11 protein-coding genes and 1 pseudogene are annotated in these 22,981 nt (G+C 70.3%); 6 read left to right on the top strand and 6 right to left on the bottom strand.

Annotated features, from left to right (window positions below; translation table 11 throughout):
* Position 1: 1 nt before the first annotated feature.
* Entirely contained in the window at positions 2 to 1,270 is a 1,269-nt protein-coding gene (locus ACSHV8_RS30335; RefSeq protein ID WP_436521177.1) for an ABC transporter substrate-binding protein, read from the bottom strand.
* Positions 1,271 to 1,511: 241 nt separating this feature from the next.
* On the opposite strand from ACSHV8_RS30335, the gene ACSHV8_RS30330 reads away from it, so the two are divergent.
* Positions 1,512 to 2,501 carry a GNAT family N-acetyltransferase gene (locus tag ACSHV8_RS30330; protein ID WP_436521175.1) on the top strand — a complete coding sequence of 330 codons (990 nt, stop codon included), beginning with the start codon at positions 1,512 to 1,514 and terminating at the stop codon, positions 2,499 to 2,501.
* A gap of 471 nt (positions 2,502 to 2,972) precedes the next feature.
* On the opposite strand, the gene ACSHV8_RS30325 is transcribed toward ACSHV8_RS30330, so the two are convergent.
* The gene (locus ACSHV8_RS30325) at positions 2,973 to 7,883 is read right to left on the bottom strand and encodes a family 43 glycosylhydrolase (RefSeq protein ID WP_436521173.1); all 4,911 of its coding nucleotides are present in this window, start codon (positions 7,881 to 7,883) and stop codon (positions 2,973 to 2,975) included.
* 179 nt (positions 7,884 to 8,062) lie between these two features.
* Entirely contained in the window at positions 8,063 to 10,024 is a 1,962-nt protein-coding gene (locus tag ACSHV8_RS30320; protein WP_436521171.1) for a PAS domain S-box protein, read from the bottom strand.
* A gap of 194 nt (positions 10,025 to 10,218) precedes the next feature.
* Here ACSHV8_RS30320 and ACSHV8_RS30315 point away from each other — a divergent pair, with 194 nt between their 5' ends.
* From ACSHV8_RS30315 to ACSHV8_RS30305, 3 genes are all read left to right on the top strand, one after another.
* On the top strand, positions 10,219 to 12,153 hold the full coding sequence (locus tag ACSHV8_RS30315) for an endo-1,4-beta-xylanase (RefSeq protein ID WP_436521169.1): 1,935 nt from the start codon (positions 10,219 to 10,221) through the stop codon (positions 12,151 to 12,153).
* A gap of 153 nt (positions 12,154 to 12,306) precedes the next feature.
* Positions 12,307 to 15,240 (top strand): glycosyl hydrolase 115 family protein, encoded by a 2,934-nt coding sequence (locus ACSHV8_RS30310; RefSeq protein WP_436521167.1) that lies wholly within the window; start codon positions 12,307 to 12,309, stop codon positions 15,238 to 15,240.
* A gap of 1 nt (position 15,241) precedes the next feature.
* Complete coding sequence (locus ACSHV8_RS30305; protein ID WP_436521165.1) at positions 15,242 to 16,492, top strand: SGNH/GDSL hydrolase family protein; 1,251 nt, start codon at positions 15,242 to 15,244, stop codon at positions 16,490 to 16,492.
* Positions 16,493 to 17,085: 593 nt separating this feature from the next.
* Here ACSHV8_RS30305 and ACSHV8_RS30300 read toward each other — a convergent pair.
* Together ACSHV8_RS30300 and ACSHV8_RS30295 are read right to left on the bottom strand one after the other, a co-directional pair.
* On the bottom strand, positions 17,086 to 17,283 hold the full coding sequence (locus ACSHV8_RS30300; RefSeq protein ID WP_436521163.1) for a Flp family type IVb pilin: 198 nt from the start codon (positions 17,281 to 17,283) through the stop codon (positions 17,086 to 17,088).
* 61 nt (positions 17,284 to 17,344) lie between these two features.
* Complete coding sequence (locus ACSHV8_RS30295) at positions 17,345 to 17,764, bottom strand: Flp family type IVb pilin (protein WP_436521161.1); 420 nt, start codon at positions 17,762 to 17,764, stop codon at positions 17,345 to 17,347.
* Here ACSHV8_RS30295 and ACSHV8_RS30290 point away from each other — a divergent pair.
* Positions 17,673 to 19,664, top strand: a pseudogene (locus ACSHV8_RS30290) (diguanylate cyclase domain-containing protein); the annotation flags it as partial. The gene ACSHV8_RS30295 and the pseudogene ACSHV8_RS30290 sit on opposite strands and share 92 nt — an antisense overlap.
* Before the next feature lie 29 nt (positions 19,665 to 19,693).
* On the opposite strand, the gene ACSHV8_RS30285 reads toward ACSHV8_RS30290, so the two are convergent.
* On the bottom strand, positions 19,694 to 20,863 hold the full coding sequence (locus tag ACSHV8_RS30285; protein ID WP_436521159.1) for an MFS transporter: 1,170 nt from the start codon (positions 20,861 to 20,863) through the stop codon (positions 19,694 to 19,696).
* An 89-nt stretch (positions 20,864 to 20,952) separates the two neighbouring features.
* Here ACSHV8_RS30285 and ACSHV8_RS30280 point away from each other — a divergent pair, with 89 nt between their 5' ends.
* Positions 20,953 to 22,917 (top strand): methyl-accepting chemotaxis protein, encoded by a 1,965-nt coding sequence (locus tag ACSHV8_RS30280; RefSeq protein WP_436521157.1) that lies wholly within the window; start codon positions 20,953 to 20,955, stop codon positions 22,915 to 22,917.
* The last annotated feature ends 64 nt before the right edge of the window (positions 22,918 to 22,981 follow it).

Genomic DNA, 22,981 nt, shown 5'->3' with positions numbered 1-22,981 from the left:
CTCAGGCCCCGAGCGCTTGCTTGATCTCGCTCATCAGCCGCGGCGCGGCCTGCTCGGGCGTGGCCGTCGCGTTCATCACGTCGTCGTAGATCCGCTGGAACTGTGTCTTCACCACGCCCGCGCCCTTCGGCGGCGGGGCCGGGGCGGGCAGCAGCTCGGGGCTGACCAGGGCCTCGTAGTCGGCCACCATCTTCCACTCGTCGGTCAGCGTCCCGGCCAGCGACTGCCGGATCGTCAGGTTGGCCGGTAGACCCCGGCTCATCCCGAGCAGCGCGCCGGCCTCCGGATCGTTCAGGAAGAAGTCCACGAAGGTCAGCGCGGCGTCCTGGCTCTTCGTCCGCTGAGCGACGCTGATCATCATGGGCGGCTGGGTGACCTGGCCGATCCCGCTGCCGGCGGTCGGGAAGGCGGAGAGCTTGAATTCGCTCCCGTACGTGTCCCACGAGGTCATCCCGACGGTCGAGTCGGGCGCGAACTCGGCCGTCGACTCCTTGCGCGGGAACGGCGTGCCGGTCGTGTTGCTGGTCACCGCCGGCGGGGTGAGCGCCTTCGCGTCCTTGAAGTCCACCGCCATCTTCCACCAGCGGATCACCTCGGCGTCGGTGTAGCCGAGCTTGCCGTCCGCCGTGTAAAGATCCTTGCCCTGCTGGCGCAGCCAGTCGCCGAACCAGTCCTCGATGCCGAAGAAGTCACTGAGACCGCTGACCTTCGGGCCGAACTTCGCACTCACCGCGGCGCCCGCGTCGCGCAGGTCGTCCCAGGTCCAGCCGTCGGCGGGCAGCTTCGCGCCGGCCTGGGTCCAGCGCTCGGCGTCGTACTGCAGCACGTGCGTGGTCTGGCCCATCGGCAGCCCGTACGTCTTCTCGCCGATCAGCCCCTGGGTGAACAGCTTCTTCTCCAGGTCGGCGGTTCTGACCGTCGACCCGAGGTGCGGGGTGAGGTCGAGCAGGGTGTTGCGTTCGGCGTACTCGCGGATGTAGCGCTCGCTCATCTGCAGCACGTCGGGAGCGTTGCCCCCGCTCATCTCGGTGGCCAGTTTCTGGAAGTAGGGGTCGAAGGCCGCGTACGTCGTCTTGATCGTGATGTCCGGGTGCCGGGTGTGGAACAGGTCCACGACCTGCTGGGTCACCTTGGCCCGCTCCTCGCTGCCCCACCAGGCGAACCGCAGCGTCTTCGCGTCGCTCCCGCTGTCGCCGCACCCCGCGGCGCCCGCCCCGGCCGCGGCGGCCGCCAGCCCGGCTCGGAGAAGTGTTCGCCTGCTGACCGCCATGACGCCTCCCGGATCCCTGGAACGTTTCAGCGCACGACGACATCGCCGCCGCGGCGGGGCCTTCCGGGGCGTTTAGATCGGCGACATTCGATGCGCCGGGGCAGCATCCCACGCTAATCGATCGATAGTCAACGATACTGAAAGCGCATCCAGCAGAGGGAATGCGGTTTCCTGTCTGACCTTTCGCGGGCCCGCCGCGAATGGGGTTGCCCCGCCCCCGGCACCTGTCCAGAATGGCCGGATGCAGCTGCGCGCGCTTGATCCACACCATCCCGAGGCCGACTCGTGGCACGCGGCGTTCCGCGCCGGTATCGTCGCCGGCCGCGAGGAACCGACCGTGGCCGGCGCCGAGTCGACCCTGACATCGCTGCGCACCACCGCGAGCAACGCCACCCTCGACCGCCAGGCGTACGGCGCGTGGGACGGCGACGAATGCCTCGGCGGCATCATCGTGAACCTGCCCCGGGCCGCGAACACCCACACCACCGAGTTCGAACTGGCCGTAGCCCCCGAACACCGCCACCGCGGCGCCGGCACCGCCCTGTACGAAGCCGGCCTCGCCCTGGCCCGGGCCCACGGACGCCGGGTCATCTCCACCGAACTCCACGTGCCCCTCACCCAGTCACTCACCGAGCACGACGGCGGCCGGTTCGCCCTCGCCCGCGGCTTCGACAGCAAACTGCAGGAACGCCGCTACCTTCTCGGACTCCCCGCCGCCCCGGTCGCGGCCGACCTGCCCGCCGGATACCGGCTGCACACCTGGACCGGCCCGGTCGCCTCCGACTCGGCCGCCGACTTCGCCGCCATGTCCACCCTGATGGAACAGGACGTCCCCACCGGCGAACGCGACCACGAGCCGACCGTCGTCACCGCCGACCAGGTGCAACGCAGCGACGAACGCCTCGCCACCGCAGGCTGGGGCTTGGTCACCGCACTGCTGCGCGGCCCGGACGGAACACCCGCGGGATACACCCGCGTCTTCGTCAACTCCGACCGTCTTCACGCCCAGCAGGACGACACGTTCGTCCTCCGCGCCCACCGCGGCCACCGCCTCGGCGCGGTCCTCAAGTCGGCCAACCTCGCCCAGCTGACGGAGCAGTTCCCTGGGGTGCGCCACCTGCACTCCTGGACGGCCGATGGCAACGACGCGATGATCGCGACCAACCGGCGCTTCGGCTTCCGGCCGGTGGAGACCCTGCACGTCATGGAGGGCCCGGTCCCGCAGACCTGAGCTCACCGGCACCCTGTCGCTCTGCTTCCGGTGGCTGCCGCCGCTCGCGGCCGTGGGTGGTTGCGGTTTTGCTTGCCGGCACCCTCAGTCTTCGCTCGCGGTGATTGCCGCCGGTCGCGGCCGCTGCTTGGCGCCGGAGAACCCGCTCGGGTCGGGCTTGCGGAAAGCGAGATCTCCGGCTGGTGCTCACGGTCGTAAAACGGCGGCTATGGAGCCGTGAGCACCAGCCGAGCGGAGGTGGCTGGCGTTCACGGCTGCAAAACGGGCTTGCGGCAACCGTGAGCACCAGCCGAGCCCGCGACGCGCCCACCTGCCGGGACCAGCGCCCACATCGCGGACAACCGCAACCACGCCGGACCGCGAGCGGCGGCAGCCACCGGAAGCGGAGCGGGAGGGTGCTGGCAAGCAAAACCGCAACCACCCACGACCGAGAGTGAAGCGGGGGTGCCGGAAAACCAGCACCCCCGCTTATCAGTGCCGCTTCGGAGGGGCGATCACGATGCCGCCGCTGGTCAAGCGAGCGGGCGAGAGGGTCGACAGGTTGAGAACGGACCTACCGGTGCGAGCGTCCCAGACCCGGATCGCCAGCCGATCGTTCCCGTCGATCGCGGTGATCAGGAACTTGTACGAGCCCGAGCCGTTGACCTTCCCGGTCCCTTGATACGTCGCCGTGTTCCCGAGGATCAGCGGCCCCGACTGGGACGTGGACCGGAAGTCCAGGTCGCCGGCCGGGAACTGGATCCAGGTGCTACCACCCGGCGCCCCGGAGTTGAACGCGAACCCGATCGTCCCACCGGACCGGAACCCGTCGAGGCAGCCGGCGGGCGCGATCAGTGTCCCGTTCCCGGCCACCTGCCCCGGACCGTAGGTGACCACGCGCGCCGCGGTCACCGTCACGGCCGCCCCGTCGTCGTCGCGCACGGTGATCGACGGCTGATGGACCCCGCCGGCCGGGTAGGCGTGCGTCACCACGCACGTCCCGCCGCTGACCGTGCCGGTCGAGGCGGAACCGTCGCCCCAGGACGCCGTACAGGAAAGGGGGTCTTGATCGGCGACCGGAACGCTGACCGTGACCACCTTGCCGGTCGCGACCGGCGCGGCCGGCGTCGACGGCGTCCCTGCCACCGGGCTGACGTTGTGCACGGTCAGCCCGGCCGTGTCCCGGCTGCCGCCGGCGGTCAGCGTGACCGTGAACTGCCCGTCGTCGGTGCAGGTCACCGTCGTGGCGAGGGCGTTCGGGTCGGCGACGACGCACGGCCCGTTCACCGACCAGTGCGGAGCGTTGGCATCGTTCGACACGGTTCCGCTGATCGGGATCGCGCCGCCTTCGGGCCCGGAGACGTCCGCGCCGGCGTGGGCCACGGTCACCGGGTCCACGCTCTCCAGCGTCGGCACCACCGGGTTGATCCTCCCGGTGGCGTCGAAGGTGAGCCGGTCGATCGTGGTCTCGCGGTGGGTGCCGTCGCCGCCCGGCATCGCGAACCGGTGGTACGCCACGTACCAGTCGTCGCTGTTCGGGGCGCGGACCACCGAGTGGTGCCCGGTTCCGAGGATGCCCAGCGACGTGTCCTTGGACAGGATCACGCCGATCCGATCGCTCCACGGGCCGGTCGGGGAACTGCCGGTGGCGTAGGCGACGCGGTAGTCGGCGCTGCGCGTGTCGTTCTCCGACCACATGAAGTAGTAGGTCCCGTTCCGTTTGATCACGAACGAGCCCTCGTTGTAGCCGGCCGGGTGATACGTCTTCACCAGCGCCGGGTCGAACGAGACCATGTCGTCGTTCAGCGGCACCTGGTACGAGTTGCCGTTGCCCCAGTACAGGTACGACTTCCCGTCGTCGTCGGTGAAGACCGCCGAGTCGATCATCTGCCCGCTGTAGTTGCCGGCCGCGACGAGCGGCTTGCCGAGTGCGTCGGTGAACGGCCCGGCCGGGTTGTCGGCCACCGCCACGCCGAGCTGCTTGGCCGTGTTCCCACTGGCCAGGCCCCCGGAGAAGTAGAAGTAGTACTTCCCGCCACGAGAGGCGATCGTCGGAGCCCAGGCACTGTTGTCGGCCCACGAGACGTCCGGACCGAGGTCGAGGATCACCCCGTGGTCGGTCCAGTGCACGAGATCCTTCGACGAGAACGCGTGGAACTGCGTGCCCGACCAGCCCGCGAACCCGTCGGTCGTCGGATACATCCAGAACGTGTCGCCGAACACGGTGATGTTCGGATCGGCGTTCAGGCCCGGCAAGACCGGGCTTCGCATCACCAACGCCGAAACGGTCCAGGTCCGCTCGGCTCCATCACCATCGATTATTCGGTACGTGACGGGCCGGCTGAAATCCCGGACCGTCCCCGACGCCGGGCTGATCGTCGCGCCCTCGGCCAGCGTGAACTGCGGCGCCAGCGCGGTCACGTCGGTGCCCTCGGCCACCGGCAGTTTCACCGTCCCGGCCGTGTCGTCGACGATCGCGTCCACCTTGAGCTGCGACAACGTGACTCCGCCGACCGAGGTGCCCTTCCCGGCCAGGTTCAGGATCGCGGCGCCGCCGAGTGCGGTGTTGTAGATCCGGAAGTCGTCGACCGCCCCGGAGAAGTACGGGTCGGCCGCGTAGAGCGACCGGCCGACGTACCCGGAATAGCTCTTCGACGCGTCGTAGAGGTCGCCCGGTCTGACGGTGACCCCGGTGGCGGTCGCCAGCTTGCGCCCGTTGAGGTACATCGCCGCGGTCGTCCCGTCCACGGTCACCGCGAGGTGCTGCCAGGTCCCGCCGGGCAGCTGACCGCTGCCCGCCAGCTTCGACTCGGCCGACCAGCTGCCGCTGGTGATCGCCGAGTAGAGCAGCGACGAACCGTTGGACGGGCTGGTGAACAGGTACTTGTTGCTGTCCGGCCCGAGCCCGTAGATCCACTGGTTGACCGTCGTGGACGCGTTCCACTTGGCCCACAGGCTGACGGTCGCGCTGGTCGCGCCCTTGAGCACGCCGTTGGGGATGGTCACGTACGAGCCGCCGGAGAGCGCGACGGCATTGCCGTCGAGTACGGGGTTGTTGGTGTACGTCCCGTCGAAGCCGTTGCCCGACGAGTCCTTGGCGACCGTGCCGCTGGTCTCGTCGAACTTGTACCGGAGTCGCAGGCCGGGCGCGGGTGCCGGCGGTTCGTACTTCGCGGAGATCCGGTCGTACTCGGCCTGGGTGACCGGCAGGACCGTGCCGTGCCGGGGCCGCGCCGGCAGCGTGTACTTCGTCTCCGGCGTCCACTTCCCGGAGTCCAGGTCGGTGGTGGAGAACGGCACGTAGCCGCGGCCGCCGTACTCGTCGATGAACAGGTACCACTTGTCCTCGGTGTTGCTCTTGAAGACCAGCGGGCCCTCGCCGCGGCTGAGATCCGGGGAGCCGATGCACTCGGAGACGAAGTCGTAGTCCAGGTCGAGGACGTCGGCCGACTTCTCCTCGATGATGTACTTGCTGCACGGCGACGAGGAGCTGTTGTTCCGCTCGTCCTTGGTGAACCGGTAGTACTGCCCGTCGTGCTCGACCATGGTCGAGTCGATCACCGAGTAGCCCGGGTCCTTCCACACCTTCGGCTCGCTGAACGTGTAGAAGTCGCGGGTCGTCGCGTACATCATCTTGTTGTAGGTCGTCCCGGTGTGCCCGGTGTCGGCCGCGTCGTAGATCTTCGAGGCCCAGAAGACGACGTACGAGCCCAGCTCGCGGGAGTAGAAGGCCTCCGGCGCCCACGTGTTGCCGGCCGTGTCCGGGGAGACCTTGACCAGGCGCTGGTTCGTCCAGTTGACCAGGTCGGTCGACTCCCACACCATGATCGACTTGCTGCCGCTGCGCTGAGACGCGTCCCAGTCGCCGTTGCCGTAGATCTTGAGGTCGGTGGCGATCTGGTAGAACTTGTCGCCCTCGGGCGAGCGGATGATGAACGGGTCGCGCAGACCCTGCGTGCCCAGGGTCGAGGTGAGCACCGGCTGCCCGTCGTTGATCTCACGCCAGCTCAGCGGGTCGTTGCCGTTGCTGAGCGCGTTGTAGATCTGCTCGCCGTTGGAGTAACCCTCACCGGTGAAGTAGCTGAACAGGTACCCCTTCAACGGCTCCGGGGCGGGCAGCGCGGGCACCCGCGCGGTGAAGTCACGGGTCGCGGTGGCGCTGCCCCGGGTCACGGCCGCGGTCAGCGTCACCGTGGTCGCGCCGGCGCCGGGCGCGGGCCGGTGGACCTCGCCCGACGCGGTGATCACGGCCGGGTCGTCGCTGGTCCAGGTCACCGTCGTGCCGGCGGCGCCGCTGTTCGGCAGGGCGAGATTCCCCCGTACGTCATCGAGGTTCTTGATCTCCAGGGTTTTTGCCGCGGCGGCGGCCGTGGCCGCGTCGTCCAGCTCGGCCCGGACGGTGATCGCGAAGTCCTTGGTCGCCCGGATCGTGCCGCGCCGGACGGTCGCGGTGAGCGTGGCCTGCGCGTCGGGCTGCCCGGCGCGCGGACGGGTGATCCGGCCGGCATCGGTGATCACCGCGGGGTCACTGCTCGACCAGGTCAGCTTCGAACCGTTGGCGCCGGTCGCGGGCAGGGCCAGGTCGGCGGTCAGCGCGCCGGTGTCGCCCAGGTCCAGGCTCGCCCGGTCGGCCGCCACGGCCGCCTCGTTCACCGGCGTGGCCAGGGTGTTCACCTCGTCGGCGGAGAGCGCCCGGTCGTAGACGCGGACGTCGCGCATCCCGCCCTTGAGGTATCTGTCGCCGGTGTAGAGCGACCGGCCGAAGTAGTTCGCGGTGGTCGTGCCGCCGCCGATCGCGCCCGGGAGGATCCCGATCGCGGTGTTGGTGGCCACCGCGACGCCGTCCTCGTAGAGCGTGCCGGTCGTCCCGGCCTGCGTGTAGGCGACGTGCTTCCAGGCGTTCCGGGTCAGGTTGTACCCGGTCGCGGGCCGGGTGTTCTGCTCGCCGGACCAGTTGCCGAGCGAGATCGCGGTGCGGAAACTGTCGCCGGTGGCGAAGAGATAGCCGTTGCCGTAACCGGTCGACGCATCGGTGTTGCCGAATCCGTAGAGGAAGTACGGAGTCGCCTGTGCACTGTCCAGCTTCACGTCGAACGCGACGGTGACCGCGTCCAGATCGGCCAGAAGGTTGTCCGGCGCCTTCACGTAGGTGCTGGTCCCGTCGAAGCTCAGCCCCGGCCCGCCGGTCCAGGACGCGCCGGTGACCACACCGTCCCGGCCGTGGCCGGAGGCGTCGGCGGCGACCGCGCCGAACTTCTCGTCCAACTTGTACCAGAGCAGCAGCCCGTCATCGACGGCCGCGGCGGCCGGGCTCGCGGTGGCCAGCACGCCGGCCAGGAGGGTGGTCGTTGTGAGGAGCGTTAACAGTTTCGTTCGCAGGAGCCGGACGGTGCTCCGGGGCATGGCAACTCCTTGCCTCGCGTCGTTTACGTTTCCTGAGTGTTAACGCTCACAAACAACGAGTCAAGATCTTCGATGAGCGGGGTGTCCCCACACGACGGTCATCGCACCGGGCAGTTCACCCGCACCCCGACGAGGCCGGCGCCCGGCACCACGACATCGCCCTCGGCCCGGACGTTTTTCTACCGGACCGGGGTGCGGGTGCTCGTGGTGGCGAGTTTGTGGAGGAGGTCGGCGGCGGTGAACGGCTTCTCGATGAAGGTGATGTCGCCGTCGAGGACGTGGGTGCTGCCGAGCAGCCCGTTGCTGTAGCCGGACATGTAGATGACCGGGAGGCCGGGCCGCCGTTCGGTGAGGAGTTCGGCGAGGCGGGGGCCGGACATCTCCGGCATGATGACGTCGGTGAGCAGCAGGTCGCAGCCGTACTGGTCGAACAGGGACAGCGCCTGGCGGCCGTTGTTGGCGGCGACGACGCGGTAGCCGTTCTCGGTCAGGATGCGGGTGACGATGCGGGCCAGGGCGATCTCGTCCTCGACGACCAGGACCCGGCGGCCGTCGCCGCGGGGTGGGGCGGTGCGGCGGCCCGGGGTGACGGTCGTGTCGGCCGGGGCGTCGACCAGGGGCAGGTAGATCCGGAAGGTGGTGCCGACGCCCTGCTCCGAGTAGAGGTTCACGCTGCCGCCGGCCTCGGTGACGATGCCGTACACGGTGGCCAGGCCCAGCCCGGTGCCCTTGCCGCGCGGCTTGGTGGTGAAGAACGGCTCGAAGATCCGCTGCGCCACCTCGGGCGGCATGCCCTCGCCGGTGTCGCTGATCTCCAGGCGGGCGTACCGGCCGGCCGGCAGGTGCGGTTGCATGTTGACCTCGTCGCCGTCCAGGTCGGCGCGGTTGGCCTCGAGGACCAGGGTGCCGCCGTCGGGCATCGCGTCCCGCGCGTTGATCGCCAGGTTGAGCAGCACCTGCTGGAGCTGGCCGGGGTCGGCGTGCACGGTCAGCGGGGTCTCGCTCGGCACCACCACCAGGTGGATGTGTTCGCCGATGGTCCGTTCCAGCATCGCCTGGGTCTCGGCCAGGGCGCTGTTGAGCGCGACGTTCCGTGGCTGGATGGCGTCGCCGCGGGTGAAGGTGAGCAGCTGCCGGGTCAGGTTGGTGGCCCGTTCGACCGCGGTGCGGGCCTGGACCAGGTCGGCCTGCACGGCGGGCCGGTCGGCGGTCTCCTCGATCGCGAAGTCGGTGTAGTTGGCGATGATGGCCAGGATGTTGTTGAAGTCGTGGGCCACACCACCGGCCAGGTTGCCCAGGCTCTCCATGCGTTGCGCCTGCTGGGTGCGTTCCTGCACGGCGCGCTGCCGTTCGGCGTGCTCCTTGGCGGCGGTGATGTCCCGGGCGACCGTGGAGATGCCGGTGATCGTGCCGGCCCGGTCCCGGATCGCGGTGATCATCAGGGAGACGTCGACCGCGGTGCCGTCCTTGCGGATGCGTCGCGCCTCGTAGGTGACGCTGCGGGCGCCGCCGCGGATGAGGGCCATCACCTCGCGCTGCTTGCCGGCGCCGGCCTCGTCCTCGGCGATCATGGTGATCGGCCGGCCCAGGACCTCCTCGGCGGTGTATCCGAGGACGCGTTCGGCGCCGTGGTTCCAGGCGGTGATCATGCCGTCCGGGGTGAGTCCGACGATGGCGTCGTCGCTGTGCTCGACGACGGTGGCCAGGGTGACCCGGTGCGCCTCGGCGACGTCCCGCGCGGCCTGTTCCCGCGCGCCGGCCTCGTCCAGCTGGTGGCGGCTCCACGGGTCGACGTAGATCGCGCCCTTGCCGAGCAGCACCCCGTACCCGCGGCGCAGCGTCCAGTAGTAGACGGCCACGGTGGCGGTGAACGCGTCCCAGAACGCCGAGGCCCAGAACCAGCCGCCGGTTCCGGCGTGGGCCGCGGCGTGCCCGGTGCCGCGGACGGCCACCAGCAGTGCGGCCAGCGCGTGCAGCCCGTGCCCGACCGCACAGCTGAAGAAGATCAGCGCGGTCGCGGTGGCCAGCTTGTTGCTGCGTAGCTGCCCGGCGCGGCGGACGGGCACCACGATGGCGACCGTGATCGCCGAGTAGGCCACCATGATCACGAGATTGGCCAGCAGATACATCTGGTCCGGCACGATCGTCTGATCGGCCGCCCTCCCGCTGAACTGAGAAGACCTGGTGCGGCAACATTCTTGTCACAGCATTGTAATGGGAGCGCTCCCATGTAACGATGGCGGTCACTGTCCTTGGCTGGCGCTGAGGGCTGTCCGGACGGCTCGGGAACAGCCGTCAGCGCCAGCCGAACTCCCTGCCCCCGAAGGGAACACGGATGCGCGCTCTCGCGCGGCTGGCCCTGGCCACACTCGTGGTCGCGGTCCCGCTCACCGCCGTCGTGGCCGCCCACGCGGCCGCCGACCCCACCCCCGTCACGGTTCTGACCAGCGACTTCGAGGACGGTACGGTCCAGGGCTGGACCGGGCGCTCGGCCGAGTCCCTGGCCGTCGGCACCACCGTCGCGCACGGCGGCACGCACAGCCTCGCGGTCACCGGCCGGACCGCCACCTGGAATGGCCCGTCGCTGAGCGTGCTCGGCACGTTCGAGAAGGGCACCGCGTACACGATCTCGGCCTGGGTCCGGATGGCCGACGGCTCGGACAACGCCCGGCTCAGCGTCGAGCGGCGGACCGGCGGGACCGCGACGTACGAGACCGTGGTCGGCAACACCGCGGTCACCTCGTCCGGCTGGGTCAACCTGACCGGGCACTACACGCTCTCGGCCGACGTCGACTTCCTCAACCTGTACGTCGAGACGGCCTCCACCACCGGCTCGCTCTACCTCGACGACGTCACCGCCAGTTACGTGCCGGCACTGCCGATCCAGACCGACATCCCCGCGGTCAAGGACGTCGTCACCGAGTTCCCGGTCGGGGCCGCGGTCACCGGCGCCGAGATCACCACCGAGCACGGCGACCTGCTGGCCCGGCACTTCAACTCGATCACGCCGGGCAACGCGCTGAAGTGGGACGCGACCGAGCCGACCGAGAATACGTTCACCTACACGCAGGCCGACCCGATCATCGCGTTCGCCAAGGCTCACGACATGAAGGTGCGTGGGCACACCCTGGTCTGGCACAACCAGACACCGGCCTGGGTCTTCCAGGACGCGAACGGGGCCACGATGACCGCGACCGCCGAGAACAAGGCGTTGCTGCTGGCCCGGCTGGAGAACCACATCCGGAACGTGGCCGCGCACTACGGCGACACGATCGGCACCTGGGACGTGGTCAACGAGGTCATCGACGAGTCGCAGTCGGACGGGATGCGGCGCAGCAGCTGGTACACGATCACGGGACTGGACTACATCCGTACGGCGTTCCGGGTCGCCCGCGAGGTCGCGCCGTCGGCGAAGCTCTGCATCAACGACTACAACACGAACGTGGCGGCCAAGCGGGACGCCCTCTACAACCTGGTCGTCCAGCTCAAGGGCGAGGGTGTGCCGATCGACTGCGTCGGCCACCAGATGCACGTCAACGTGAGCTGGCCGTCGATCTCGGACACCGAGGCGATGCTGAAGAAGTTCGAGGGCATCGGCGTCGAGCAGCAGATCACCGAGATGGACGTCAGCATCTACACCGGCAGCGGGGAGTCGTTCCCGACGCCGCCGGCCGATCGGCTGCTGGCCCAGGCGTACATGTACCGCGACATGTTCGCGCTGTTCCGCAGGTACAAGGCCGACCTGACCTCGGTGACGTTGTGGGGGCTGGCCGACGACAACACCTGGCTGGACACGTACCCGGTGACCCGCAAGGACGCGCCGCTGCTGTTCGACACGCGGTTGCAGGCGAAATCGGCGTACTGGGGAGTGGTTGATCCCTCGAAGATCGGCGGGACCGCGTCACCCTCGGCGAGTGTGTCCCCGAGCGCCTCGACGTCAGCGGGGCCGAGCGGTTGCGCGGTCACCTACAAGATCACCGGCAGCTGGCCCGGCGGTTTCCAGGGTGACGTGAAGATCGCCAACACCGGCTCGTCGGCCATCGCCAACTGGAAGCTGGCCTGGACCTTCGCCGGCGGCCAGACGATCTCCCAGCTCTGGAACGGGACGGTCGCCCAGTCCGGCAGCGCGGTCTCGGTCACCGGCGCCTCCTGGAACGCGACGATCGCCGCGGGCGGCTCGGCCTCGGTCGGCTTCCTCGCCTCGTGGACCGGCAGCAACCCGGTCCCGGCCACGTTCACCGTGAACGGCACTACCTGCACGGTTCTCTGAGCGGATCGGGGTTCTCCGAAAGTTTCGGGACATTGAGCAAGTTGATCGCCTGTTCACCGGTTGACTCGTATAGACGTAGAGCTATACGTTACCGACACGCGATCGGCATCTTCCCGAAACTTTCGGAGCGCTTCATCCACCGGAGGCGTACCCATGCGAAGTCATCTCGCGGGCGCTGTTGCTGTGCTCGCCCTCCTCAACCCGATCCCCGCCCACGCCGCGCCCGACAAAGGGGCGACCGGTTACATCTCCACCAAGGCCGGTCCCGGCCGCTTCCCACTCGTCGAACGGGGTGTCGCCGCACCCGTCGTGACCAGCCCCGAGGACTACCCGGGCGTGCTGCGGGTGGCCGGTGACCTGCGCTCCGACATCGGCGCGGCCACCGGCGTCACCCCGGCCGCCGAGCAGAGCGGCCGCGACCCGATCATCGTCGGGACCATCGGCCGCTCCGCCCTGATCGACCGGATGATCGCCGGCGGCAAACTCGACACCACAGGCATCGCCGGGAAGTGGGAGACGTCGATCCAGCAGGTCGTCGACCACCCGCTCCCGGGCGTGCGCCGCGCGTTCGTGATCGCCGGCAGCGACCAGCGCGGCACCATCTACGGCGCCTACGACGTGTCGCGCCTGATCGGGGTCTCGCCCTGGCACTTCTGGGACGACGTGCCGGTCCCGCACGCGGACGCGCTCTACGCCCTGCCCGGCCGGCACAGCCAGGGCACCCCGAAGGTCAAGTACCGCGGGTTCTTCATCAACGACGAGAACCCGGACACCGGGACCTGGGCGCCGGCCTTCTTCGGCCCGGGCAAGGCCTCCGGATACCCGGGCGGGCTGAACGCGAACTACTACGCCAAGGTCTTCGAGACCATGCTCCGGCTCAAGGCCAACTACCTGTGGCCGGCCGTCTGGGGTCGCGCCTTCGCCGAGGACGACCCGGCCAACCACGCCACCGCCGGCTACTACGGCGTCGTCATGGGCACCTCGCACGAGGCGCCGATGATGCGCGGCATCGAGGAGTGGAACCGGCATCCGGCCGGCACCGGCGACTGGAGTTTCCGGCGCAACCCGGACGCGATCAAGGACTACTGGCGGACCGGCATCGAACGGATGCGCGACCAGGACATCGAGGGCGTGGTCACGCTCGGCATGCGCGGCAACGGTGACGTGAGCCTGCCCGACGGCGACGGCATCGACCTGATGGACTCGATCATCTCGTCGCAACGGCAGATCCTGGCCGACGAGGGCATGCTCGGCGCACCCCAGGTGCAGACCCTCTACAAGGAGGTGCAGCGCTACTGGGACCAGGGCTATCGGCCGCCGGACGACGTGACCGTGGTCTTCTGCGACGACAACTGGGGCAACATGCGCAAGCTGCCCGACCCATCGCTGCCGGCCCGCAGCGGCGGCTACGGGATGTACTACCACTTCGACTACGTGGGCGACGGCCGCAACTACAAGTGGGCCGACACCGCGAACCTGGTCAACACGTGGGAACAGCTCCACCGGTCGTACACCTCAGGTGTTGATCGTCTTTGGGTGGCGAATGTCGGCGACCTCAAGAACGAGGAGGAGCCGACCCAGTTCTTCCTGGACTACGCGTGGAATCCGGATGCGATTCCGCTCGACGGCATCAACGCGTGGGAACGCCGCTACGCGGCGCAGAGCTTCGGTCAGTCACTCTCCGCTCCGATTGCGGAGATCCTTTCCGAGTACGGCGTTCTGCAGTCCCGCCGCAAGCCCGAACTGCTCAACCGGCGCATCACCGTGGACCCGGCCAAGGACCTGCGGACCGACCCGACCGCGGTGGTCTACGACGACCAGGGGAATCCGTTCAGTCTCACCGACTACGGGGAGATGGACCGGGTGGTCGCCGAGTGGACAGCGCTGGCCGACCGCGCGACCCGGCTGCGCGCCCGGGTGCCCGAGGCCTGGCAGGATGCGTACTTCCAAATGGTCTTCTACCAGGTGAAGGCGACCGCGAATCTGTACCAGCTGCGGCGCGCCGAGTTCACCAACATCATGTACGCCGCGCAGGGGCGGGCCGCGACCAACCGCCTGGCCGACGAGGCCGAGGCGCGATTCGCCGAGGACCAGGCGCTCAACGCCCACTACAACACCGCGCTGGCCGGCGGGAAGTGGAAGGACTGGCAGCTCCAGCCCAAGATCGGGTACGGGAACGTCGCCCGCTACGGCCCGAACGCGCCGTGGCAGCAGCCCGAGCTCAACAACGTGGCGCTGCCGGACGAGATCTACCCGTATCTGAAGCGGATCGAGGTGCCGTCCGGGGCGTCGCTCGGGGTCGCGCTCGACGGCGGTGACAGCTCGGTGCTGCCCGAGTTCAGCCCCTGGCAGGCGCAGAACCGGCAGTACATCGACGTCTACAACAGGGGGACGACGCCGTTCGCCTACAAGATCACCTCGCCGGTTCCGTGGGTGCACGTCAGCGCCGCCTCCGGCACGGTGGCCGAGCAGATCCGGGCGTACGTCTCGGTCGACTGGAAGCGGGCCCCGGCCGGGGTCACGTCCGTACCGCTGAAGGTCGAAGGCGCGGGAAGCACGGCCGTGGTCCGCGCGCCGATCCGCAACCCCGGGATCACGCCGCGGGGGTACGCCGAGGCCAACGGGTACGTGTCCATCCCGGCGACCGGTTTCGATCAGAAGACCGGCAGCTGGCGGGTACTGCCCGGGATCGGCAAGACCGGCGACGGGATCATGCCGGCCGGCGCGTCCCCGCAAGCCTCCTACAAGGTCACGCTGACCACCACCGGGCCGGTCAGGATCTCCGCGCTGCTGGCGCCCCGCAACGGGCGACTGCGATACACGATCGCGGTGGACGGCGGGACGCCGCAGGAGGTCGACGCGGTCGCGGCCACCGGCGCCAACGACACCACGATGAACCGCCAGTGGGCCCGCAACACCTCGGACAACGTCAACGTCACCACCACCACGCACGAGATCGCCCGCGCCGGCACGCACACCATCACGTTCCAGGCCGTCGACCCGGCGGTGATCCTGCAGCGGTTGATCGTGGACACCGGCGGGGTCAAGTACAGCTATCTCGGCCCGCCGACCAGCCGGAGGTTCTGACATGAAACGACGCGATCTCCTGGCCGGATCGGCCGGTGTCGCCGCCGCCGGCCTGGTCCCGGCGACACCCGCCTCGGCCTCGTCCGCAGCGGCACCGGCCTGGGTGCACACCTGGACGGCGATGCCGCAACTGACCGAACCCGGAAACCTGCCGCCGGCGCCGTTCACCGGAACGGACGCGGTGCTGGTGGACAGCACGCTGCGGCAGACCCTGCACACCTCGATCGGCGGAAAACGGATCCGGGTCCGCTTCTCCAACGCGTTCGGCCCCACCGACCTGCCGATCACCGCGGCCTCGGTCGCCCGGCCCCTCGGCGGCACGGCCGGCGCCTCCGGGATCGTCGCCGGCAGCTCACGCCCGCTGACCTTCGGCGGCCAGACGTCGGTCGTCGTCCCGGCCGGCGCGCAGATCGTCTCCGACCCGGTGCCGTTCACCGTGGCGGCCCGGTCGAACCTGACCGTTTCCGCCTACCTGGCGGCCGGGCAGGCCGGGCTCAGCCTGACCGGGCACCCCGGTTCCCGGACAACCTCCTGGCTGGTCAACGGCGACCAGTCGGAGAAGCCCGACCTGTCCGGCGCGACCCCGGTCGACCACTGGTACCTGCTCAGCGGCCTCGAAGTCACCGCCGGCTCCGCGGCCGGCGTGGTCATCGTCGGCGACTCGCTCACCGACGGCCGCGGCTCCACCACCAACGGCAACGACCGCTGGCCCGACCAGCTCGCCGCTCGACTCGGCGACCCCCGGCTGGCCGTCCTCAACCAGGCCGCCGGCGGCAACCGTGTCCTGCACGACGGCCTCGGCCCGAACGTCCTCGCCCGCCTCGACCGCGACGTCCTCAGCATCAGCGGCGCCGCCTGGGTCCTGATCTTCGAAGGCGTCAACGACATCGGCGCCGCCGACGCCACCGAAGCCGGCCAGCGCCAGGTGATCACGGCGCTGACCGGTGCGTACCGTCAGGTCGTGACCCGCGCCCACGCCCAGGGCCTGCGCGTCTACGGCGCCACGATCACCCCGTTCGGCGGCAACACCGGCTACGACGACCCGGCCGGCCTGCGCGAACGCGCCCGCGTCACGATCAACGGCGTCATCCGCGGCGGCCTCTTCGACTCCTACGTGGACTTCGCTGCCGCCGTCGCCGACCCGGCCGCCCCCGCCCGCCTCAACCCGGCCTACGACGTCGGCGACCACCTCCACCTCAACCCGTCCGGCTACGCCGCCCTCGCCGCCGCCGTCCCCCGCCGCCTCTTCTGACCCCCACACCCCCGCCTCTCCCGACCGCTCCCTCCGTCCGCCCGCACTCCTCACGCTTGCCCGGCTCCGACCAGCCATGAGCACCAGCCGGGACCGCGCCCCGCGACGCGGCCCGGACCGGCGCAATGGCCGCGGTGTTCAGCTGGTGCTGAGGGTTGTTTTCGGGTCCGAATCCAGCCGTGAGCACCAGCCGGGGACCGTGACCCGCGTGGCGGGCTGGGCCTGCGCGAAGGTCGCGGTGTTCGGCTGGTGCTGAGGGTTGTTTTCGGGCCTGAAAACAGCCGTGAGTACCAGCTGGGACCGTGACTCGCGTGGCGGGCTGGGCCTGCGCGAAGGTCGCGGTGTTCAGCTGGTGCTGAGGGTTGTTTTCGGGCCTGAAAACAGCCGTGAGTACCAGCTGGGACCGTGACCCGCGTGGCGGGCTGGGCTGGCGCGAAGGTTGCGGTGTTCGGCTGGTGCTGAGGGTTGTTGCGGGGGAGTCGGCGTCATGAACGCTGGCGCGGCCGGGGTCGGCAACAGGCAAAGGGGTACGGCCGGTGGCCGTACCCCTTTGCCGAGCTCGGTGACACCGCGTGTTCGGGCACGCGACGTCGTCAGGGAATGCTGATCTTTCCGGTCAGGGTGTTGAAGATCGTGGAGATCTGGTTGCCGAAGCCCGTCACGGCGACGATGCAGATGCCGGCGATCAGCGCTGCCAGCAGCGAGTACTCGACGGCGGTGGCGCCCCGATCGTCGCCGGGGAGAAAGTAACGGGCGCGGAGATATGCCGCGATCATGTTGAGCTTTTCCATGGCGCATCCTTGCGAAGGGGGTCGCCGCCCCGGGGCGGCTGAAAGTAGAGGTGGCGCCTCGTCAGGTGATGACGAGCTTGCCGGTCAGGGTGTTGAAGATCGAGGCGACCTGCTTGCCGAACGCGGTCACGGCGACGATGCAGATGCCGGCGATCAGGGCCGCGAGCAGCGAGTACTCGACGGCGGTGGCACCCTCGTCGTCGTTGTGCGGCGAGAAGTAGCGGGCGTGCACGTAGGCGAAGATCATGGTCAGCTTGTCCATGGCGCGTCTCCTTGGTGGGGCGGCGCCGCCGTGGTCGGCGGCTGGTGGCACATGGAACTTCGTCCGACGAATCCCCGGCTGAAGCCGTACCTGGTTGCAGTACGGGTGTGCCGCGTTGCGGATCAGGATGGCGCGGATCCGCCCGGGAACCGGGCCGGGTTGCGGAACGGTGACCCGAATGCTCAGGGGTGCGCGGGCGGCGCCGATCAGTGCGGCCATGCCTGGGGTATCAGCGGGAGACGCGGGTTCGCGGCGCTGGAGACTGCGGGCCGTCGCGGTGAACGCGGGGGCGCCGGCACTGCTCGCCGCCGTCTACGCGGTCGTCACCCAGCACGGCCGGAACCGTCCGGCCATGCTGGCCGTGGCCGTCCTGATGGTGCTGGCCGGTGTGCTGCTGTGGGCGTTGGCCGGGCGGCTCGCGGGGGCCCGGCGGGGCTGGTCCGCCGCGCTGATCGCCGGGGCCGTGGTGAACGTGGCCGGTGCGGCCGCGCTCGGACTGCTGGACGGGTGCGTGGCCGGGCCGCTCGGGACGCTGGTGCCCGGCTCGGTGGTGGTGCTGGCGACGGTGCTGCCGCCCCGGATGTTCCTGGTGACGGCGGGCGGCAGCGCTCTCGCGTACGGAATGATCGTTTTCTGGGGTGATCCCGCCCCGTCGGGATATGTGCTGGTCCACGTGCTCGCCTTCGGCGGCTCGGCGGTGCTCTGCCAGCGGCACACCGCCGTCCTGGCCGGGTTGCGGCGCCGGCTGGCCGACAGTTCGCGTACCGATCCGCTGACCGGGTGCCTGAATCGGCGCGGGTTCGACCTGCGGCTGGCCGCCGAGCTGGCCGGCGCCGAGCGGGCCGGGCGCGAGGTGACTCTGGTGCTGCTCGACCTGGATCACTTCAAGGCGGTCAACGACCGGGACGGGCACCGGGCCGGTGACGATCTGCTGGTCTGGGCCGGGCGGGAGTTGCGCCGGGTGCCCGGGGCGACGGCCGGCCGGCTCGGCGGGGACGAGTTCGCGCTGATCGTCCGGGACGCCGCGCAGGCCGACGGGATCCGGGAGCGGCTGCACGGGCACGCGCCGTGCAGCGTCGGTGCGGCCACGTTCCCGCGGGACGCGACGGACGCGGCCGGGCTGGCCGCCGCCGCCGACCGCAACCTCTACGCGGACAAGGACGCGCGGGAGCGGCACGCGCCGTCGGCCGAGGCGGTGGCCGAGGTCCGGGCCCTGATCACTCCCGGACAGGCGGCGACGGTCCGGGGTGACGAGCGGCGGCGGCACGCGATCGCCGACCCGGGCTGGATGGCGATGGCCCAGACCTCGGTCGCGGCCGTCTACGTCCTGCTGTTCACCGCCGGTGACACGTCCCGGCCCGGCATGATCACGCTCTGCGTGTGGGGTTTCCTGACCGGTCTGGCCGTGGTCGCCGGGGCCGGCTGGCTCAGCCGGTCGCCGATGGCCCGCCCGTTGATGCTGCTGTTCGCGATGAGTTCGTTCCTGGGGTGCGCCGCGATCGCCGCGCTGGACGGCGGCGTGGACAGCACGCTCGGCATCGGCATGCTGCTCGGCATCCCGTTGCTGATGCTCGGCATGCGGCCCGCCGTCGCCGCGCCGGTGGCGGTCGTCGCCGGGGCGCTCTACGTGGGCATGGCGTTCCTGGTCGGCGGGGCCGGTTTCTGGTACGTGGCGATCAACCTGACCGGCACCGCGGCCGCGGCCGTCGCCACCTCGATGCTCGGCCGCACCGCCGCCCGGCAGCGTCGCCGCCTGACCGAACTGTCCCGGGTGGACGTGCTCACCGGCCTGCTGAACCGGCGGGGTTTCGGCGAGCGGTTCACCGCCGTACCCGCGCATGCTCTGCTGATTTTTGATCTGGACGGGTTCAAGCAGCTCAACGACTCGCGCGGGCACGCCGCCGGGGACGAGTTGCTGCGCTGGGTGGCGTGCACGCTGCGATCGTCGGTCCATTACCGGGACGTGGTCGCGCGGCTCGGCGGTGACGAGTTCGTGGTGCTGCTGCGCGAGGCCTGTTCGGCGACCGCGGTGGCCGAGCGGTTGCGGGCGGCGCTGGCCGAGCGGACGGCGGCCAGCGCGGGTGTGGCCGTGGTCGGTCTGGACGGCACCGATTTCGACGGTCTCTACGCGGTCGCCGACGCGCGCCTCTACGACGACAAGGCGACGCGGGGCCGGGCCAGGAACGCCGCGACCAGCGCGACCACGCAGACCACGGAGAGGCTGAGGAACCCGGCGCGGAACGAGCCGGTGGCGTCCTTCACCGCGCCCAGCGCGTAGACGAACGCGAAGCTGCCCAGGTTGGCGCAGAAGTTGCCGAAGCCGCTGAGCAGTCCGGCCCGCTGCGATCCGAGCACGGCGATCGGCAGCGCGAACAGCGGTCCGAAGTAGACCTGCACGACCACCGAGATCATCGCGACCACGACCAGCACGGCGGGCATTCCCGGTACGTACGTGAGCAGCGCCAGCCCGGCCGCCAGCGTCGCCAGGGACCCGCCGATGACCAGCAGCGGCCGCCCGATCCGGTCGGAGACGTAGCCGCCGAGATAGTTGGCCGGCGCGGTCAGCGCGGCCCCGAGCGCGGCGACCAGACCGGCCGCGGTGAGCGACTGCCCGCGATCCACGACCAGCCACGTGGGCAGCCAGAACGTGAAGCCCTGGGCGACCGCGAGCCGGGCGAACTGGATCACCCCGGTCAGCCAGACGATCCGGTGCCGGAGCAGTCCGGGCAGGTCGGAGATGCGGGCCGGGTTGTCGCCGGGCGGTTTCGGAACGGCCGGTCCGGCGGCGCGGCGATACAGCGCCAGCGTGCCCAGCCCGGCCACGGCGAACACCCCGAACAGCACGCGCCAGCCGACGTGTCCGACCAGCAGCGGGCCGACCGAACTGAGCAGGATGTTGGACGAGAAGCCGCCGGCCACGTAGAGCCCCATCGCGGTCGCGCGCCGGTCGCTCGGGAACTCCGCGCTGATCAGCATCAGACCGGGCGCGAAGACCAGAGCCCGGAAAAACCCGGAAAAAGCTTGGTTCAAGAGCAACATTTGGTACGACGTGAGCACCGCGAACAGGGCGGCCAGCACGTTGGTGCCGAGCAGCCCGACCAGGAACAGCGTCCGCGGGGAGAACCGGTCGGCCAGGAATCCGGACGGGATCTGCATCAGCGCGTACACCAGGTTGCCGGCCGCGGCGAGCGTGCCCGCCTGGGCGAAGGTCAGGCCGAGATCGGTGCGGATCAGCGGCAGGAACAGCGCGATCCCGCCGAAGATGAGCGCCTGCGTGCTCTGGCAGACGACGAGCAGGGTGATGATCGCGCGGCGCATCGGGCGATGATCGCACGCCCCTCAGCGAACCGGCCTTCGCGCCGAAGGGGGTGATGTCGACTATCTTCGGCCCGTCGAGGGGGCAAACGGTGCGCCTGCCACGTCTCACCATCAAGCTGCGCCTGATCGTCTCCGTCGTGCTGCTCACCGGCCTGTCGGTGACCCTGGTCGCCACCTACATCAGCCGCCGCAACAGCAACGAGGCGCGGGACACCGGCTTCGCGTACGCGGCCGAGGCCGGTGCCCGCAACGCCGCCGACCTGCGGCAGCAGCTGATGGTCGCGATGGACACGGCCCGCGACCTGACCCAGGCGATGTCGGCCGAGTCGACCGCGGGCGGCAACCGGGCGACCGCGAACGCCGAGCTCAAGGCCATCCTCACCGGCCACCCGGCGTTCCTCGGGGTGTGGACGGCGTGGGAGCCGGACGCCTTCGACGGGCTGGACCGGCGGTACCGCAGTGCCGACGCGCGGCACGACGCGACCGGGCGGTTCGTCCCCTACTGGTTCCGGGACGGCGACACGATCACGTCGACCGTGCTGACCGACTACACCAAGGAGGGGGCGGGCGACTACTACCTGCTGGCCCGCAACAGCGGGAAGGAGAAGGTGATCGAGCCGTACTCCTACGAGGTCGCGGGCAAGAACGTGCTGATGAGCTCGATGGCCGCGCCGATCATCCGGGACGGGAGGACGCTCGGCGTGGCCGGTGTCGACCTGCCCCTGGACACCATCGCCACGGCGGTCGCCGCGATCAAGCCGTTCGGCACCGGCAGCGCGATGCTCGTCAGCTCGAACGGCCTGCTGGTCGGCGGCGGGGACAGCGCGCAGGCCGGTAAGCCGGCCGACGCCGGGGTGGTCGCGCTGGGGGCTAGCGCGGCCCGGTCCGGGTCGGCGGCGCAGCGCGTGCTCACCGGCGACGACGAGCGGGTGCAGGTCGCCGTGCCGATGACCCTCGGCGCGGTCGACACCTGGTCGCTGATCGTCACCGTGCCGACCGCGACGATCCTGGCCGGCGCGACCGCCGCGCAGCACGCCGGCCTGTGGATCACCGTGGCCGTGGTGCTGGTCGCCGCGCTGATCGGCCTGCTGCTGGCCCGCACCGTGGTCCGGCCGATCGAGCAGCTGCGGGACCGGATGGCGCAGATCGCCGACGGCGAGGGCGACCTGACCCAGCGGGCCGGGGTGACCCGGGACGACGAGGCCGGGCAGCTGGCCGAGGCGTTCAACCGGTTCGTGGAGAAGGTGGCCGGGACCGTGCGCGGCATCGCCGGCTCGGCCGACGAGGTGCGCGCGGCGGCCGACCGGCTCACCGACACCACGACCCGGCTCGGCGCCGACGCCGCCCGCGTCTCCGAGTCGTCGGGCACCGCCTCGGGCGCGACCCACACGGTCAACGAGGGCGTGCAGTCGGTGGCGGCCGGGGCCGAGCAGATGAGCGCGTCGATCGCCGAGATCGCGTCCAGCGCGGCCAAGGCGGCCGAGGTGGCCAACAACGCGCGCACGGCCGCCGAGGGCACCAACAGTCAGGTGGCCGAGCTGGGCACGGCGACCGAGGAGATCGGCGACGTGGTCAAGCTGATCACCACCATCGCCGAGCAGACGAACCTGCTGGCGCTGAACGCGACGATCGAGGCGGCCCGGGCCGGGGAGATGGGCAAGGGTTTCGCGGTGGTGGCCGGCGAGGTGAAGGAGCTGGCCCAGCAGACCGCCCAGGCGACCGAGGAGATCACCAACCGGATCACCGCGATCCAGTCCATCAGCGGCAACGCGGCCGCCGCGATCGGCGAGATCGTCCAGGTGATCGCCACCATCGGCGACTACACCACGTCGATCGCCTCGGCGGTGGAGGAGCAGACGGCGACGACGACCGAGATGAGCCGGGGCGTGTCCGACGCGGCCGGCAGCACCGGGCGGGTGTCCGAGGCGATCTCCGAGGTGGCCGAGGTGGCGCAGAAGGCGTCGGCCAACGCGCGGGAGGCGCAGGCGGCCGTGGCCGACCTGTCCCGCCTGGCCGGGGACATGACGACGCTGGTGAACACGTTCCGTTACTAGGGAAGTGCGGGACTGTTTACGTTAACATCGTCCAGTCTCGATGCGCTATGGCTGGTGGGGTGGC

This window comes from Actinoplanes sp. HUAS TT8, assembly GCF_051380535.1.
Lineage (GTDB): Bacteria > Actinomycetota > Actinomycetes > Mycobacteriales > Micromonosporaceae > Actinoplanes.
This window is presented reverse-complemented; position numbering and strand designations above follow the sequence as displayed.